Genomic DNA, 17,287 nt, shown 5'->3' on the forward strand with positions numbered 1-17,287 from the left:
CCAAAACAGAGCTCATATTTATAGAGGAATAACTTGAATTTGGTCAGGCGGTAATTCGCGAACTAAAAAACGGTCTAACTGCGATAGACATTCATTTGAACTATCAAGCGAACAAAGCTAAATGCGGTCGAAAAAGAACGCAGTTAACAGATGAAGAAAGAGCCTACATTGAAGAAAAAGCCCGTGACGGTTGGACGCCTGATGTCATCATCGGTCGGAATGAAAGATCTATTTCCTGTAGCATGCGTACCCTTTATTGTAAGTTTGAAGCAAGCGAATTCGATGTGAATACTTTACCTATGCAAGGCAAACGCAAGCCAAATGGCTATAAGGAAAAAAGTGGGAAACAAAGCTTTAGACGCGGCATTCAAGACCGAGGCAATGATCATCCGAATTACAAGAAAGGATTCGGTCACCTAGAAGGAGACACGATTGTTGGTCGCCACCATAAAAGTGCTGTCATCACATTGATTGAGCAATTAACAAAATGTATTATTGCCATTAAGCCAGAAGGAAGAAGAGCTGCTAATGTTGAATCATCGCTGGCTCGCTCCACTGCCGAAACACTTGTTTCCTAGCATTGTGTCAGAAAGGAATACTTTGTTTGGAATAAGGAATTTGAAAATTACCACTTCTAGGTTCGCAATACTTTCCTTTCAAATAAACAGTTGCAGGACTTGTAGCAAACACACTAAGGCAAATGGAAATACGAATACTTAACTCAACACAGCAGCCACAGAATTCAACAAAATTAACCTTACATTTGAAATCGGATAGCTTACATTCGATTGAAGTACCTACAGGTGCACATAAATAAACGGTTTCTGCTTCCCAAAACGGAAGGGTGCATTCACCGCCTACGTCTCCCATTTCATCAATAAATTGAATGGTTATAAACCCTTTCAATACTATATCTACTTCTTGTAAAGTTATTTTCTTACCGCTTACCATTGTTTCTATATGAGTGCGATTTTCAGGATCGGATTGCTCAACACAGCATATAGCATTCTCAGAGCTTTCATCCAATTGATTTCCTTCCATGTCTGACAAAAAACAATTAATTTCATAGCTCGGCGAATCACTGTCTTGAACCGCAGTTTGAATATATAATGTTCCCGAACAGTATCCAGCACCAGCTGTTGCTTGACACTGCACCTCAACTGACTGAAGTTCAGTGAACTGCACGCTATAAGCCTGCCCCCCTGTTAAACTAGTTACATAATTTCCGTTTACAAACAAATCAATACTATTCATACATTGTTCATTAATTGATACAGTGAAATTTCCAGTGAAGTTCCCAACATTTGTACCGTCCCAAATTAACGTTCTAGTACCATCACACGGTATGTTAAAGTTAATACAAAAATCTCCCGCATTATCATCACTTATAGACACATGCTCCTTGGATTTAATATTTATGTTTTGGTTAATCCAATCATAAACCTTCAATACATTCATACAATGTGATTCAACATTCATTATGACGCCTCCTTTACCAACATTTATTGAAATTGGCTATTCGTTAGAGTAACACGAACTGCAATAGACCAATAATCATTGCCTTTTATTAATAAGCCGTTTTTAATTATATGACATTGACGATTATTCCTTTCAAACGGTGTCCATTTATTGTATGTTAGTAGTATATGTTTCGATTCCGTAAATGTATAGTTTTTTATCCAATTAAAACTTGAATCTTATTTTCAATCCGTTTCTTTTAGATTATGTTTTATTACATGAAAACGCTATCTTATTTTCCCCTTTTGGGCAATAGTCTTACAGTAGCTTTTAAATTTTTAAGCATAAAAATAATTCAAGAGAATCATGTGAAGTGTATAACAAAATTTATATACTTCACATATTTTCCCTGTTTCCTAAATGAGAAATTTTTAGAGGTGTCTTAAAAAACTACTTTTTTCGTTAACTAAGCACTGACCGTATAACGCTTTATATGTAAAACAAGCCACAACAGAAATAGTGTTTCTAATTATTTTAAGTTAAATGGATTTACCAACATGAGGCAGAACATAATACAGTCTTTCCTATTCAATAATTGATTTAACCCCGTCAAGAAAAAATTGTAGAAGCTTATCAACAAGCTAACTTGTTTTTTTATTTGCTTCTTGGTATCAAGGTTTTGGGCTATCACCTTTAGAATCCATGCCTTGCGGGACACCAGTTGTCATAACAAACAGTAGAGGTGTTCAAGAATACGCCGTTCATCATTATCATTGCTTGTTTTACTCCTCAGGTGGGTGGTGTCCATGGTTTATCTAAAAGCATAGCTACTATTTTAGCAAATGATTCCATGAGTAAACAATTGCAAAATAAATAGTATAGCTACTGCACAAAAGTTTAGCTATGATCAAGTTATACCTCAGTTAGAAAAGTACATTCAATCTCTACTTTAAAAATTGTAAACAAAATGAACTACTTCCATCTATTTTCTCGTTAAAAAAGAGCCTTCTAAGTAGTATATGGAGTGGGTGGCGGTACACCCACTCCTATTTAAGTTTTTAAATAATATCTTGCATGAAGTATCTACAGAATAATGCGCTTTGCAAGTCGATAATAGTTGAACCTCGCCACTTTGATGAATTCTGTTCATTTTCCATTTTATACAATTATTAGCCGTACTTGGATTGTCCTCATTGTGAATACCCTTGTTTTGTTACATGACAAATGCAAAACTGACATTCAAAGAAGGTATATCTTCCAAATTTATAATTCTACTTGCTTTCCACCCTTCCCCCCTTCTAACTTCCTTAATGCACGCCAAATGATAATAATAGATGTAATAAGCAAACAAAATCCTGACGCAATAAGCAACAATGCCACTCCTGTACTGCTATTAGCAAAATTCACCGCATATCCTACATATGGAATGGAAAAACCTGTGTACACTCCAACAATATTTTCTGCTAAAACAGGCTCAGAATCAGGAGCGTTATTCGCATCCCCCTTTGTAACATACTGCTTTCCACTATTTTTCACTTCATCAATACGGTGGGTAACAATTAAACCTTCTTTGGTTTGAAACGTAATGATATCCCCTTCTTGAAAATCTTCTTTATTCGTCGGCGATTCAATCGCAATAATGGAACCTGTTGGCATATCCGGCTCCATAGATCCTGAAAGAACCGTCTTCAGTTGATAACCAAATAGACTAGTTTCTCCACCAGAAGCCCGCATAAACACGACAACAAATAACGTGATAAGTAAGAGAATACATAGTAATCCCATAACACCATTGCCAAATAGTCTGCCAATCCGTTTTCCACGCACTATTCTCACTCCAATGAATTCTTATTTTGATTGCAATGCTTTCTGTTCCTTCGTAACTTGCTGCTTTTCTTTCATTGCTCGCTGTTTTTCCTTTTCTTCCTCATTAGCATTCAAATTATGATTATCTATCACACCTTGTTCATCGTCTTCTTCTTTTTCTTTGGAATTACCTTTCTCCTCCCCATTTTTTGATGGCAAAGGTTGCTCCACATCGTTTTCTTGCTCACTTCTAGTCTCTTTATCTACTTCTTTACTGAATTGTGTTGAAATAGTTATATTACCACTAACTTCCCTACTGTCTGTAAAATAAGCAGTTGTTGGTGTAATACATTGCGAAATAGTTACAAATAACAAGTAACCAATAACGATGAAAAGAAAGAAATATTTTTCCCTATACATACCAAACCACCTACCCTTTGCTAGAAACCTGCTTATCTACTTATTCTTTCTTCTATTATATATAAAAATCTAGACAAAAAATGAAAATAATTCAATATTTACATTTCTTTAACTGTAGATTAATATTTTCTACATATTTATATATTAATGTGATAGATAAGATAGAACGATTCAAAATGGAGGAGATAAAGTGAAACAGCGGGCGAAAAATTTAGCTGGTATTACAATAGGTACATTGTTAGCTGCTTCTGTCGTTACTTTTAGTATGGTTAGTTCTGCTAGCGACAACATGAGTGACGAAACACAACAAACGACAAACGCAGCCAAAAATGTCATTCTATTAATTGGTGATGGAATGGCAGAAAGTCAAATATCTGCAGCAGCGTATTTAAATGGCGCTGGATATGGTGCCGAGGACTTAACCATGGATCAATTTAAAAACGTAGGTTATGCAAGAACTTTTTCTCATGACAACACGGTTACAGATTCAGCCGCAGCAGCAACAGCTTTTTCTTCCACACATAAAACAGACAATGGAGTAATTGGAAAAGCCCCGAAAAACAAAGAACATCATGAAAATGAACAACATTTTGATGTTCAAACAGTACTTGAAGCTGCTGAAGAAAGCAATATGTCTACAGGACTTGTTTCCACCGCTAGAATTACTCATGCAACCCCAGCCGCTTTTGCCTCACATATTGATGACCGAAATAAAGAAAATAACATCGCTGAACAAATGCTTTTAGACCATGATGTTGACGTTCTACTCGGTGGTGGGAAGAGACAATTTATTCCTAAAGAAACAGGAGGAAAACGAAAAGACGGAAAAAACCTCTTGGAGCTTGCAGAAGATCATGGTTATCAATTAATAGAAAACAAAGCTGATATGAAAAAGACAGACGCGAGTAAACTCTTAGGCTTATTTAATGACAGCCATATGACCTATGAACTGGACCGCGACTTAACAGATGAGCCCAGTATTGATGAAATGACCAACAAAGCATTGGATGTATTACAACAGGATGACGACGGCTTCTTTTTAATGGTAGAAGGTGGACGTATTGACCATGCAGGGCATAGTAATTATCCTGCAACAAATATCCAAGAAACACTTGCATTTGATAAAGCAGTAAAAGAAGCATTAGATTTTGCGAAAAAAGATAAAAATACGCTCGTAATTGTGTCCTCTGACCACGAGACTGGCGGAATGTCTATAGGTGCAAATGGAGAGTATGGTTATAACAAAGAAGTTATTCGCAATGTTAAAAGATCACCAGAATATATTAGCAAGCAATTAGATAAAAATGACGCCAATCTGGAAGAAGTCATAAAAAAGTATACTGGAATTACCAATTTAACCAAAAAGGAAATGAAGTTCATTACGTCTTCCCAAAATAAAGCAAGTGCTATCGCCAATATCATAAATGAGCGTGCATTAATCGGCTGGACAACAACAGGGCACACGGCTGTTAACGTCCCAGTCTATGCATATGGGCCACAAGCTGAGAAACTAACTGGAACCATTGATAACACTGAAATTGCTGAAGTCATTAACTTTACTACATCCAAATCATTTTCTTCACAAAACTTGACTGACCAAGTAAAGCAATTCTCCAAAAATGGAGAATTGACAGATGAAAAAGCGACACGTCTACTTTTAACTCACTTAGAAACCGTGCGTCAATTTGAAGATCAAAATAAAGCTGATAAAGTTGTAAAGCAACTAGAGCATTTTCATATTCTTATAGATAAACAAAAAGAACGAAACTCTCTTTCTAACAAAGCCTATCAAACGCTGAAAGATGGTACAGACGCCCTAATAACAAAGTGGAAATAATTATATTTACCCTCTTAGACTGTTGTCTAGTTTGTAAAACAATCGTTTTCACTTGCATGATAGGCGAGCATAAAATGTAACGCGTGATCGTATAAGCAAAACGACACCTTTCATCTATATAGAAGTCTTGATGATTTCCTGTCGTTTAAAATCCCCACTTCATCTATGATCGTGGTAGAAGTAAACAAAGAAACATTCTACGCTTCTATGTTATTGGGAAAAATGGAGGAGAAATAACATTGAAAAAACATGCTAAAAAGGTTTTAGCTATTACATTGTTTGTTGCTAGCATCTCCCTTCTACTGCCAACGATGGCTGCAGCAGCAAAAGCAACAAACCCAGCCCCTTTTTCTATTGCCCATCGCGGTGCATCAGGACAAGCACCAGAGAATACGATGGCAGCATTTGAAAAATCACTTGAATATCAGGCTGATTACTTTGAAGTTGATGTACAAATGACCAAAGACGGCGAATTAATTCTTATGCATGATACAACTGTTGATCGTACAACAAACGGTACTGGACGCGTCAAGGACTTCACATTTGAGGAAATTAGAGCACTTGATGCTGGTAGCTGGTTTCATGAATCTTTTGCCGGTGAAAAAGTCCCAACACTTGGGGAAGTATTGGATCGTTACACTGGAAGTAATATAGGGATTCTTGTTGAATTAAAAAACCCAGAGCTTTATCCAGGAATTGAACAAAAAATAGCAGAGGAACTCATCCAACGTAACATCACGACCAAAGACAGTAATATTGTCGTTCAATCCTTTCATTGGAATGCGGTAAAGAAAATTCACCAGCTGCTTCCAGACATCGCCACTGGTGTATTAATTGGTTATGGACAAACAGTCGCTGGAAAAATAACGAACGAACAGTTAGCATCCTTTCAAACCTACGCCAGTTATGTAAACCCTAACAAAGGGCTATTAAATAATGATACGGTTCATCGGATTCACCAACATCGCTTAAAAACATGGCCTTACACCGTCAATGATCGAAAGACAATCACACAGTTATTACATTTCGGAGTAGATGGAATCATTACAGATTACCCTTTACTTGTCAACATGCCTGCTAATGCAACTACGATGAAAACGCTCGTTGAACGGTTTGAAGGAAAAGAATTATCTAGCAAAACCGCACATGCCCTAAAGGTTCACTTAACAGCAATCCATCAATATGAAAAACAAGGTTTACAAGACAAGGTAATAAAGCACTTGAATGGTCTTATCACGTTACTAAACCACCAGGAAGAAAATGGATTCATTTCTAATCGCGCGTATCAAATACTTCTAGGCGAAGCAAATTTTTTAGTAGAAGATAACACGAACTAATCGACGAGTACAGCTCACATGTAACTATTCTCCTAGGAATTTTAGCTTTTTTACAGCATGTGAAGAGCATCATCCATGGGAAAGTTCATGTTGAAATTGAAATATGTTTCACTATTAGCAACTACCTAACATGAACACATGCTTAAAACATCGGCTAGCTTAGTTTATCTCGTTTTTTATCAACACCGAGCCCTCCCTTCAATCAACCTATCTTAGAAAAATGTTGGGTAGTTTACTATAAAATCCCTTCTGAAAATGGAAAAAGCCTAAAGAAGTTTTATCGACTTAAATACGTTGGTAATCTATAGCGACTTCTTTCTTCTACCATTTACCAAAGGGGAAAAATACAAGGAGGAGAATTAATAATGGGAATTAAAAAACAAATTGGTATTGGAGTATTATCAGCAACTCTTGGTTTAACGTTGATTACAGGAGGGACTTATGCATATTTTAGTGATGAAGAAGTGAGCCAAAATACTTTTGCAGCAGGAACACTCGATCTAAACGCTGAGCCAACCGAAATCATTGATCTTCATAATTTAAAACCTGGTGATTCCATGGTTCGAACATTTGAATTACAAAACAATGGCACGTTAGATATTGAAAAAGTGTTGTTAGAAACTGATTATTCCGTTGTTGATGCCAAAGGAGATAATACAGATGATTTTGGTAAGCATATTGAAGTTGAATTCCTTTACAATGCCGATAAGTTGGATGAAGTAATTTACAAAACAACATTAACTGACTTGAAAAATATGGAACCAGAAGCAGTTAATGAGCATGTCTTTTACCCTAATTTTGGTGAGAAAGGACTTCCGGCAGGCACTCTAGATGATATTTCGGTAAAATTTAACTTCGTAGATAATGGACAGGACCAAAATGAATTCCAAGGTGACGCTTTAAATCTAGAATGGACATTTAAAGCTTTACAAGGAGAAGGGAAAACGAAGTAATAGGTTGATTATTGCTATTGGCTCATCCATGTTTCTTTTGCTAAGGCGGGGATGAAATATTGTAGTATAATACCTAGGATAAATAGGGAAAGTTAAACTTCCTGCCACTAGTAATCTTGCCAATCAAAACCACCAGTGTGAACTGGTGGTTTGCTCTGCGGCTCGAAGTCTCTGTTGCCAGCCTAAGTCTAAAAGGCCCACTGAATGGTTCCCCTTCTGCATCACACGCACTCGCTGATTCTAAAAGAATCTCTTATTTCTTTTTATTTTTCTTCCCGGTGAACGGATCAAATGCTTCAAATAATGTTAACTGATCACTCATATAATCGCCTTTAAGCTGATTTCGTATATATTCTTGGATTTGATTTTTATTTCTTCCCACCGTATCTACAAAGTAGCCTCGACACCAGAATTTTCAATTTCCATATTTAAGTTGGCGTGACGGTCAAAGATTATTAAACTACTTTTTTCCTTTTAAGTAACCGAAAAATTGAGATATACTCCGTTTTGGTGGTATACTCACCAACATATGGACGTGGTCCCTGCATGCATTTGCTTCGTGTATTTTAACATCTTTTCTTTCATAGCATTCTCTGATTATTTCTCCTATACTTTTTTTATATTTTCCATAGATAAGTTGTCTTCTATATTTTGGTGCAAAAACTAAATGATACTTACATCTCCACTACGTGTGTGCTAAACTATTCTTGTCCTGCATTGGACATGCCTCCTTTTGGGGTGAGATTTGGTGGTCGGGAGATCAACCCTTTACAAGTGACGTTCCTTTAAACACAAAAATAGGGAACATACAAAATAGGTACGTGTTGCCTTTAACCAACTCAGCAGTTGACTTAGCACCATAAATCCTTAATAATAAAAAAATCACGAGGTATTTTCAGACATTTTTTTGAATGAAGTGAAAGGAAGTTATGCGTATGCAAAGAAAATATAAACTATATCAAATTGACTCGTTTACACAGCAAAAGTTTACAGGAAACCCAGCCGGTGTTATAACAAATGCGAGTGGATTGACAACAGATCAAATGCAAAAGATAGCTAAAGAACTTAACAACTCAGAGACTGCGTTTATCTTTCCTGCAAATAATTCTAATTATGATGTACATGTTCGTTTTTTCACACCAACAAATGAAGTCCCCATCTGTGGCCATGCTACAATTGCAGCTCATTATGCGAGAGCTAATGAAAAACATTTAGGGAGTTCAACAGTGTATCATAAAACAGGTGCTGGAATACTTCCTGTCGATATAATAAAAGAAAAAGAAGACTATAAAATTGTTATGACCCAAGGTGAAATTGAATTTGGGGATATAATAGAAGGGGAAAATAAAAATAATTTATTAACAGCACTAAACTTACATTCCGATGATTTATTAGAGGGATGTGATATACAAATCGTATCAACAGGACACTCCAAAGTTATGATTGGCATAAAAGATATGATCACTTTAAATCGTATCAAACCAGACTATACTGTCCTTTCCAAACTAAGTAAAATTATTCATTGTAATGGATATTATGTTTTTACAACAGCTATAGATGACAGTGATGCTTTAATACATGGGCGCATGTTTGCTCCTGCAATAGGCATAAAAGAAGACCCTGTAACTGGTAATGCTAACGGGCCTTTAGGGGCATACCTTGTTCATCATAATTTAGTGCAGCATAATAATTCATTATTTACGTTTAAAGCTAAACAAGGAGAAGCTATGGGGAGACCCGGTATTATTGAAGTACAAGTTTATATTGAAGATAATAACCCCATTAAGGTAAAAATTGCTGGAAATGCCGTAGAAGTATTTAAAACCGAACTCTTGTTATAAATACGTGTGGATAAATAGTAAGTTAGATCGGGAAATTCAAGAGAAACAGTTTTTAGGTAATAAACTCCTATCGACTAGTGTTTACACTGCCCCCCAATATAGGGGACTTAGATAAGCCCCCTACATGGCACCATTAATAAGACTTTGAAGCCTTTCATCAACGTTAATGTAATTATATACAGTAAAATTTTTACTTTTTCTTCGTTCGTTTATGCCGTTTTTTAACTTTTCTACTCTTAGATACATTGGGCTTTTCCCAAGTTCGTTCTCTTTTGGGAATCCGATGTGCCATTTTCCCCATAAAAATTTCTGCAATTGGATAAAAAGATTGTAAATTTCCGGAAATTATTTCAACATCCAAATCTAGCTGCTGATCAATATAATTTAAAATTTCTTGATCTCTTATAGATGCTGTTTCCTTCTTAGTAGGAACAAAGGGTATTTCCTTATCTGAATGAAAATGAATATAAAATAATTTATCTAAACTGTCACTTAAAAAATCCCTTAAATCAACAGCGCTTAATTTGTCATATTTAGCTGCTGCGACAAGCGCTTTACGAAAATGAAGGGCAGCTTCCTCAAGTTCGCCTATCTGAAAGAGCAGAACTCCTAGGGAATAATAAGATTCTACTTGAAAAAAATCCAGAGCAAGAGAATGCTCAAATGCACTTGCAGCTAATTCTGGACGACCTCCCTTATCATACAAATTACCAAGGCGATTCCAAATGAAGGAATTTAATGGATTTTGTTCAAGTTGGCTTAGTAAATGCTCCTCACCATCGGAAATAAAGGTATGTGAGCTACCATCATACAATTGGTTTTTGCCAAATTCACAAATATTATCCGACGACGATCCCATATCAATACTTTATGCATATTAATCATATTGATCAGGAGATTCGCCTTTCATTTCTATAATAGATTCCTTTTCTTCATTTCCCTCTTGTATAGCTTCTATTGTAATATAAAACTCCCACTCATCTCCAAAATCAAATAAGTATAAAAACTTCTGGCCTTCAAATAAATCTAACTGATTCAAACTAGTCTGATGCGCATAAGGTCCGGTAAAATCCATTCGGGAATTATAAGCATGTTTACTAAATTTTTTGCCATCCATAAAAAAACTATAAAGATGATCGTCATCAAAATCAAAAGCATACTGAATAAAGTCATGCAAGTTTTCTAACGAAGCGGATAATGGCAAACGTAACTTTCTCCAGCAATTATTATGTAACATGACTTTAAAAATACAATTTCCAGTGATTCCCAGCTTATATTCATAGGACGGAAGCGTATTTTCTAATTCATCTTTCGGAAATAATGGCTTTACCGCCTCAATAAATGACGGTGTCCTTTCCTCTTGTTCTATTGCTTCCTTTTTCACGTTTATTTCGTTATGGTATTCAGGAATCAACATTTCCATAAAGAAAGAATCTAAACCTGTTAAACCCTCATCTTCACCAGGGCACCATGTATACAATAAAGGTAATCGTAGCTTTTTTAACAGTGGGTTAAATTTCACTCGTTGCAATTCATGTATAGTTGTACTTTCTTGAACTGTTACTTGCACTTCCCAAAGACCGAAATACTCGAAATAATATAAGAAATAACCATAGTCCAGCAACTGTTCAAAGGTTTCACCGTATGTAATTAATGAACACGAATGATTTTCCGCAGTATATAACCATGTTCCATAAGGAATATCTTTTTCTATAAGTTCTTCCAACCAAAAGTCCACCATGCTTACATATCTTCTGCTGTAGCCCTTAGTCAACTCGTTCCAATCTACTTTCGTCCAAAAAGCTTCCAATAATGTCACATATTTTTCCGCTTCTTTTAGTTCTTTAAAAGCAGTAACTCTTTCTTCATCTATCATTAACCGACTTATACTTTTACTTGCCACTTTCCTTATTAGGCGCAATTCCATAGCAATATAATATAACAGATGAACATATGGAACATCATCTTGGTTTGCTTTTTCCAAGATAGCTGGTTTATGTGGCGAGAGTTGTACATAAATAGCTTGTAAGTCTTTTCTAGTAATATATCCACGCGTTTTCGTTAATTTTACATCTTTACTAGCTATATAGTTCAAAAATGTCATAAAATCTTTACTTAATTTTATAGGATAATCAGCTGTTGTAATCATAGTTTGATTTTTTGTATTTTCGATTGAAAATCCCTCCATATATAATAAAGTATAAAATATCATTCATTCTCATTACCAGAGATCCATTGAAAAGCAATAAGAGCTCCAACGAAAGCTGCCAATGCGCTTACCATAATCCCAACAATCCCTTTATAAGAAAAATCCGGCACAAAAAAATAATAAATACATAGAATAAAACCAACAAAACCACCTGTGAACAAAGCTTGCGTAACATTCATTTTCCTATGCATCGTTATTCCAACTCCTTTACTTTCATGGCGCAAATTTACTTACCATAAGAAACCCTGATCATACTCATTTGGCTCTGATTTAAAAATCGTATTGGTGCAACGCTTGTTCCTAAACCACTATCGATATATAGAAACTGTTTTGGATGCATGGAATAAGTTCCTTTATCATACTTGGGAAACCATCCTTCATCAGGAGATACGAGTGCTCCAAGTAAAGGAAGTCTTACTTGCCCACCATGCGTATGACCGCTTAAAATTAAGTCAGCAGCAAGATTACGCTCTTTTTCTACAATAGTAGGTGAGTGAGAAAGCAATATCGTATAACGGTCATTATTTAAACCAGCAAAAGCTTGCGTGACGTTGTCATGATTTGTAGAACTATCATCAATCCCAACAAGATTTAACTTAACTTGGTTGATGGTCAGTTCACTATTTTCATTGTTTAACACTTTCACGCCACGCGCTTTAAGCCCTTGTAAAAATCCCTCCTTATTTGGATTTTCCCATTCATGATTACCAGTTACAAAAAAGACCTGTTCCTGCAAAGATGTTAGCTCTTCAACCAACGTAAACATAGGATGAAACTCCGTAGTCTTTCTATCTATTAAATCTCCTGTAAGAACAATCATATCAGGATTTAAATCTTTTACCGTTTGAATGAGGGCTTCGTTGTTTTCCCCAAACACTTTGTTATGCACATCCGTAATTTGCAAAATATGAACGGCTTTATCAACGGGGATTTTATTGCTATAAAATTGGAGCTTATTCACTTTAAACGTGTTTGTATCAAGGTATACTTTTACAACACTAAGGAGAACAGCCGTTACCATGGTAAACAGCAATATTTTCCTCTTCGTTACAAATTTTTTCCTAGGTCGCTTATTCATTTCGGCTTGTTGCTGCAACAAAATCTCCCCCCTCCTGTTCAGACTAATGGTTACTGTGATCTTTTTTTCTGTTATCTAAAAATTTTTGTGTAGCCATTCCAGCATTAAAAATGGAAGAAATCATAGCAATGTAAAATAATAGGTTCGTTACATCATTCCCAGTAAATTCCGTATAGGTTGAGACAACATAGATAAAAGCTATTGAAATTAATATCCAACATATAAATTGCCCTTTGACGGATCGAACCACTCTCTAACACCTCCCCCATATCTTTTCACATGTACAACTAGAATCAAATTATAAAAACGAGGCCACTGATTCCGCTACTTTTCTTTATTTTTATCGTTAGCTACAATGAAAATAGAAGCAAGCTAGAAAATCTAACTTTTTCTCATACTAAGAATGTTACCCATTATTTTACTATAATTTATAAGACATTAAAACAACGCTTTTTAGAAGGTAATCGACTAGCTATCAGCAAAGTGAAAGCGAGTAATAGCATGACAAAAACCCCAGCTATGACTGCTATGCGAATAGAAATCATTTGCGCAAGCGTACCTATTATCGTTGTTGTGAAAATAATTAACATCGCCTCAAATAAACGATATATACTACCAACCCTTCCCATAACATCTGTAGGTATATTGTTTTGATAAAAGGTAAGAAACCCAGCATTGGCATAAGAAATAAAGAAAGCGAGTATAAAAAATCCAATTCCAGCAAATAAAAATGTGGTAGAAATAGCATAAATAACATAGCCAAATGAAACAAGCACAGAGCCTAAACCAATGAGCAACGAAACAGCTATCTTCTTTATAAATAAAGTGTTGATGCAAGCTCCTAGTACGATTCCAGCACCTGCAATTGATACTAAAATGCCGTATTCGCTATTGGATAAAAGCAAGACTTCCTTCGCAAAAGCCGCTTCCAATGAATCAACCGCACTAGCCATGACAACCATCACACAACTAAATAATACATAGATCCACATCGTATACTTATGTTCACGGCTAAAATCCATTACTACGTTCCAATCTTTCCGTAATATTTTAAAAGATATTTTTTCTTGCATTGTTCCATAATTATTCTCTAAATTAGGCATAAAATAAGTAATTAACCCAGAGGAAAAGAGAGCGACTGCGTTTATATAGATTGCTAATGTTGGCGTGCCAATATAGAACAATAATCCTGCAACTGCTGGACCAATGAAAAAAGCTCCTGACGTTACTAAGCTATATAGTGCATTGAATCTTTTTCTATCTCCCTGTAGTATTAGTTTCGTTATATAGATGAGGGAAACTGGACTGAACATCGCACTTGCCATGTTTATGATAAACACAAACAAATAAATAGAAGGAACAGATGATAACAGTGGTAATAAAACAATAAAAAGTGCCCTTATTATATCAAGAAAAATCATTAGGCTTCGTTTGTTTAAGCGATCAATAAAACTCCCCGCCCAAAAACTGGTAAATAAAGTTGCTAAAGGCTTGATAATATACAATACAGATACCGCTAAAGGAGAATCTGTCATATCCAAAACAATTAAATTTAACGCAATAAAATAAACCCATTCGCCTATATTAGAAATACCAATGCCAAATAATAATATGCATGCATATTTCCAGCGTGTTATTTCTTTTTTTACATTCAAATATCCTTCCTCCCTTAGCTCGGTTCATTTAAGCTTTTTAACCATAAAAAATTTACGTAAGAAACCCCTGTCTCAAAAAATTAACAAATGCTAAAACTAGCCTTACCTGCAATTTGAAATCTCGAGATACGTATAAAGTGAATCTTCAATCAGTGGGGGCTTTTTTTCATTCCCTACTGATTGTTAGTACGGCAAGGGTATGACCTAAAGCCCCTTAAACGAATCAAGGATTTAGAGCTGTTACCTTCACTTAAATTAGTTCAGCTTACATCCCTAATTTTGGAAGTGGGAGTCGTACATCACCTTATATTGGGGATTAATTTAAATTTATCAGAAAAATAAAATTATAATAGCATCTCTATAGGGAAGCTATAAACCAAGCATGAGAAATTTGACTTATCGCCAATTCATATAAAAAACGCTGTCGTTTTTCTTATAAACCTTTAAATTTTTATACTTGACCAAAATAAAAAATCCCACCCCCAAGACGATTGTCTTGGGGACGAGATTAAGAATGATAACCGTGGTGCCACCCCAGTTTATTTATATGTCACCATATAAACCTTTTAAGTACGGCAAAAGGACCTTTGCTTATACTTTAGCTCAATAACAGGAGCTCCTGTCACGCTATCATTTGCAATCCAACGTGCTACTCCGAGGCTTGGTTCCATAAAAGACTGCATACCCCTTTTCAGCACCGGGGCTCTCTCTTATGCATTCCTTTTATATACTCTTCTCTTCATCGTATTTTATATTCAATTTCACATAGGTTATCATACTATTAAAGTAAACTCAACATCATTTTTACTATTGCTTGTTAATTACACCATAGTATACAAGATCTTTAAATCGATCTTCTTTCTTTACATGCTCCTTCAATACTCCTTCTTTTTCCATGCCGATTTTTTGCAAAACTTTACTGGATGCTGCATTTGACAAAAAACAGCGAGCAAACACTTTATGATAATGTTTTTCAGTAAACGCAAATTGTAAGATAGCTTTTGCTGCTTCTGTCGCAAAACCTTTTCCCCAAAATACTTCCCCAATGAAATAAGCTATTTCACCATGAAGAAATCTTTGATTGTTCGATAATGCTATGGAACCGTACAATCTACCGTTCGTCTTATCTGCAAATTCATATAATTTATCCTCACAAAAATTATCATGATGGTTCTTTATCCATGATACAGCATCGTCTATTTGATAAGGATACGGTAAATTCAATGTATGCTTATAAATATTGTAGTTATTACAAAGTTTAGCAACTTCGGCTGCATCTTCTTTTTGAAATAGTCTTAATAATAACCTATTCGTAGTAATCGTTTTTGTCTGTTCATCATAATACAAAAAAACCCCTCCCATTGTATATTGATGGACCTTTTCTTCCATTGTCCCAGTTAACATGATAATACAAACATGGCAATACGAATTATTCCTCTTCTCCTTCCACTTTTTCAAACAACACTTCTGGGATCAATTCAAAACCTTCAATCATCGTATTTTCTTCTACTTCAATCATAAGGCTTAATTTCCCTCCGAAATGAATTTGACGCACATATCTTAGGTCTTGTGGGCTAATGGAAATATCCGCTACTTTTGTCTTTATTTTGATCGACTTTGACGTTGGTTTCGGCACAATATTATTCGCTTTTAATTCGAACTTTTCATCATCAATGACTGTCTTGAATGCCTCTTCTACCTTTTCCGTATCCACATCTTTTACACCACTGCTCTTTAGAACTCTTTCTACGTCTTTATAGTCTAGTTTCGGTACTTCTTGCTCTTCCTCACTTTCTTCAATAACATGGTAGATTTCATCATACACATTGGAAAGAGTCGACGTATTTATACGCTCGCCCGCTACTTTCTTTACAATTTCTTCAAAGACTATTTTATCTTCTTCAGCCGTCATAATTTCTTCTGCATTCAATACTTCCTCGATAAAATGGTAATTTAATTCATTTGCTTTTCCTGCTGAGTAAAGAACATGATTCACATCTGCAGCATTGTCAGTAAAGCAAGGAAACAGAAATCCAGATATCGGTGCTTTCAAGTTAATAATTGGATCGACGACAATATTATATTTAAATTCCTTTTCCACATAATCAAATAATAGCTCTTTTTTAGGATCTTGTGTCTTATTCATACTGCATAAGATAAATGAGTGAGAATGTACCGTGTCCCGTTCACTTTCTTCGGCTTCTTCACGCTGGGGTTTCATTGGTTTCAAGTATTCCCCACGAATAAAACTAACAACAATGTCCATTTCATATTGCTTATCTTTTAGCATTTTTTCTACGAGTCGAAGCATATGCGCTTTCCATTCTTCGGTGTCACTACTCAGTAATCCTTGATGCAGGATAAGCTGACTATTATCTTCTGCTTCGCGTTTAAATTTTAACTCAAATAATTTCTGATCAAGCTGGCCAGTTAATACTTTTTTAAAATTGGCCATAAATAGCTCTTTCTGTTCGTCCTTTAATAACTCAAATGGTGTACTCTGATGATGATATACTTCACTTGATTCTTTCATGATGTATACATTGAAAATCTCATGGATTTTTAAAAGATCATTGTTTAGTTTGAATTGCTTACGAATATTTGCGATGTCTTTCTTGTTCAATCTCGCTCCACTCCTATGTTGGTAATCGGCATATGTATGACGTATGCACTTTTCATCATAACATAGATGC

The 17,287-nt window shown here is 35.4% G+C and carries 17 protein-coding genes, 1 pseudogene and 1 other annotated feature; of the genes and pseudogenes, 6 read left to right on the top strand and 12 right to left on the bottom strand.

What is annotated here, in order from left to right:
* The first annotated feature begins 95 nt into the window (after positions 1 to 95).
* Complete coding sequence (locus D9780_RS12715; RefSeq protein WP_162985871.1) at positions 96 to 578, top strand: IS30 family transposase; 483 nt, start codon at positions 96 to 98, stop codon at positions 576 to 578.
* A 7-nt stretch (positions 579 to 585) separates the two neighbouring features.
* Here D9780_RS12715 and D9780_RS12720 read toward each other — a convergent pair whose 3' ends face one another.
* Positions 586 to 1,479 (bottom strand): BMQ_0737 family morphogenetic spore coat protein, encoded by an 894-nt coding sequence (locus tag D9780_RS12720; RefSeq protein ID WP_121640353.1) that lies wholly within the window; start codon positions 1,477 to 1,479, stop codon positions 586 to 588.
* A 681-nt stretch (positions 1,480 to 2,160) separates the two neighbouring features.
* On the opposite strand from D9780_RS12720, the gene D9780_RS21675 reads away from it, so the two are divergent.
* On the top strand, positions 2,161 to 2,277 hold the full coding sequence (locus tag D9780_RS21675) for a hypothetical protein (protein WP_121640354.1): 117 nt from the start codon (positions 2,161 to 2,163) through the stop codon (positions 2,275 to 2,277).
* 444 nt (positions 2,278 to 2,721) lie between these two features.
* On the opposite strand, the gene sipW is transcribed toward D9780_RS21675, so the two are convergent.
* Together sipW and D9780_RS12735 are read right to left on the bottom strand one after the other, a co-directional pair.
* Complete coding sequence (gene sipW, locus D9780_RS12730; protein ID WP_121641494.1) at positions 2,722 to 3,243, bottom strand: signal peptidase I SipW; 522 nt, start codon at positions 3,241 to 3,243, stop codon at positions 2,722 to 2,724.
* A 63-nt stretch (positions 3,244 to 3,306) separates the two neighbouring features.
* Positions 3,307 to 3,684, bottom strand: a complete 378-nt coding sequence (locus D9780_RS12735) for a hypothetical protein (RefSeq protein WP_121640355.1) — start codon at positions 3,682 to 3,684, stop codon at positions 3,307 to 3,309.
* A gap of 190 nt (positions 3,685 to 3,874) precedes the next feature.
* Between D9780_RS12735 and D9780_RS12740 the strand changes: the two genes are divergently transcribed.
* The 3 genes from D9780_RS12740 to D9780_RS12750 all read left to right on the top strand — a co-directional run bounded on the left by D9780_RS12740 (position 3,875) and on the right by D9780_RS12750 (position 7,811).
* Positions 3,875 to 5,521, top strand: a complete 1,647-nt coding sequence (locus D9780_RS12740; RefSeq protein ID WP_121640356.1) for an alkaline phosphatase — start codon at positions 3,875 to 3,877, stop codon at positions 5,519 to 5,521.
* A gap of 239 nt (positions 5,522 to 5,760) precedes the next feature.
* Positions 5,761 to 6,858, top strand: coding sequence for a glycerophosphodiester phosphodiesterase (locus D9780_RS12745; protein ID WP_240458685.1), 1,098 nt, complete (start codon positions 5,761 to 5,763; stop codon positions 6,856 to 6,858).
* 365 nt (positions 6,859 to 7,223) lie between these two features.
* The gene (locus D9780_RS12750; RefSeq protein WP_121640357.1) at positions 7,224 to 7,811 is read left to right on the top strand and encodes a CalY family protein; all 588 of its coding nucleotides are present in this window, start codon (positions 7,224 to 7,226) and stop codon (positions 7,809 to 7,811) included.
* A gap of 253 nt (positions 7,812 to 8,064) precedes the next feature.
* Here D9780_RS12750 and tnpA read toward each other — a convergent pair.
* Positions 8,065 to 8,529, bottom strand: a pseudogene (gene tnpA / locus D9780_RS12755) (IS200/IS605 family transposase).
* A gap of 217 nt (positions 8,530 to 8,746) precedes the next feature.
* On the opposite strand from tnpA, the gene D9780_RS12760 reads away from it, so the two are divergent.
* The gene (locus tag D9780_RS12760; RefSeq protein WP_121640358.1) at positions 8,747 to 9,652 is read left to right on the top strand and encodes a PhzF family isomerase; all 906 of its coding nucleotides are present in this window, start codon (positions 8,747 to 8,749) and stop codon (positions 9,650 to 9,652) included.
* A 190-nt stretch (positions 9,653 to 9,842) separates the two neighbouring features.
* Here D9780_RS12760 and D9780_RS12765 read toward each other — a convergent pair whose 3' ends face one another.
* The 8 genes from D9780_RS12765 to D9780_RS12800 all read right to left on the bottom strand — a co-directional run bounded on the left by D9780_RS12765 (position 9,843) and on the right by D9780_RS12800 (position 17,217).
* The gene (locus tag D9780_RS12765; RefSeq protein ID WP_121640359.1) at positions 9,843 to 10,511 is read right to left on the bottom strand and encodes a tetratricopeptide repeat protein; all 669 of its coding nucleotides are present in this window, start codon (positions 10,509 to 10,511) and stop codon (positions 9,843 to 9,845) included.
* A gap of 18 nt (positions 10,512 to 10,529) precedes the next feature.
* A complete protein-coding gene (locus tag D9780_RS12770; RefSeq protein WP_121640360.1) occupies positions 10,530 to 11,864 on the bottom strand; it encodes a plasmid pRiA4b ORF-3 family protein in 1,335 nt (444 codons plus the stop codon).
* Positions 11,861 to 12,052 (bottom strand): hypothetical protein, encoded by a 192-nt coding sequence (locus tag D9780_RS12775; RefSeq protein ID WP_121640361.1) that lies wholly within the window; start codon positions 12,050 to 12,052, stop codon positions 11,861 to 11,863. Before D9780_RS12775 ends, D9780_RS12770 begins: the two co-directional genes overlap by 4 nt.
* A gap of 35 nt (positions 12,053 to 12,087) precedes the next feature.
* Positions 12,088 to 12,960, bottom strand: coding sequence for a metallophosphoesterase (locus D9780_RS12780; protein ID WP_240458686.1), 873 nt, complete (start codon positions 12,958 to 12,960; stop codon positions 12,088 to 12,090).
* Between the two features lie 22 nt (positions 12,961 to 12,982).
* On the bottom strand, positions 12,983 to 13,189 hold the full coding sequence (locus D9780_RS12785; protein WP_121640362.1) for a hypothetical protein: 207 nt from the start codon (positions 13,187 to 13,189) through the stop codon (positions 12,983 to 12,985).
* 178 nt (positions 13,190 to 13,367) lie between these two features.
* The gene (locus D9780_RS12790) at positions 13,368 to 14,594 is read right to left on the bottom strand and encodes an MFS transporter (RefSeq protein WP_121640363.1); all 1,227 of its coding nucleotides are present in this window, start codon (positions 14,592 to 14,594) and stop codon (positions 13,368 to 13,370) included.
* A 495-nt stretch (positions 14,595 to 15,089) separates the two neighbouring features.
* Positions 15,090 to 15,346: a binding site (T-box leader), on the bottom strand.
* A gap of 55 nt (positions 15,347 to 15,401) precedes the next feature.
* Positions 15,402 to 15,941, bottom strand: coding sequence for a GNAT family N-acetyltransferase (locus D9780_RS12795; RefSeq protein ID WP_240458687.1), 540 nt, complete (start codon positions 15,939 to 15,941; stop codon positions 15,402 to 15,404).
* Between the two features lie 82 nt (positions 15,942 to 16,023).
* Entirely contained in the window at positions 16,024 to 17,217 is a 1,194-nt protein-coding gene (locus D9780_RS12800) for a DUF4317 domain-containing protein (protein ID WP_121640364.1), read from the bottom strand.
* Between the last annotated feature and the right edge of the window lie 70 nt (positions 17,218 to 17,287).

The organism is Virgibacillus sp. Bac330, from assembly GCF_003667845.1.
Lineage (GTDB): Bacteria > Bacillota > Bacilli > Bacillales > Amphibacillaceae > Virgibacillus > Virgibacillus chiguensis.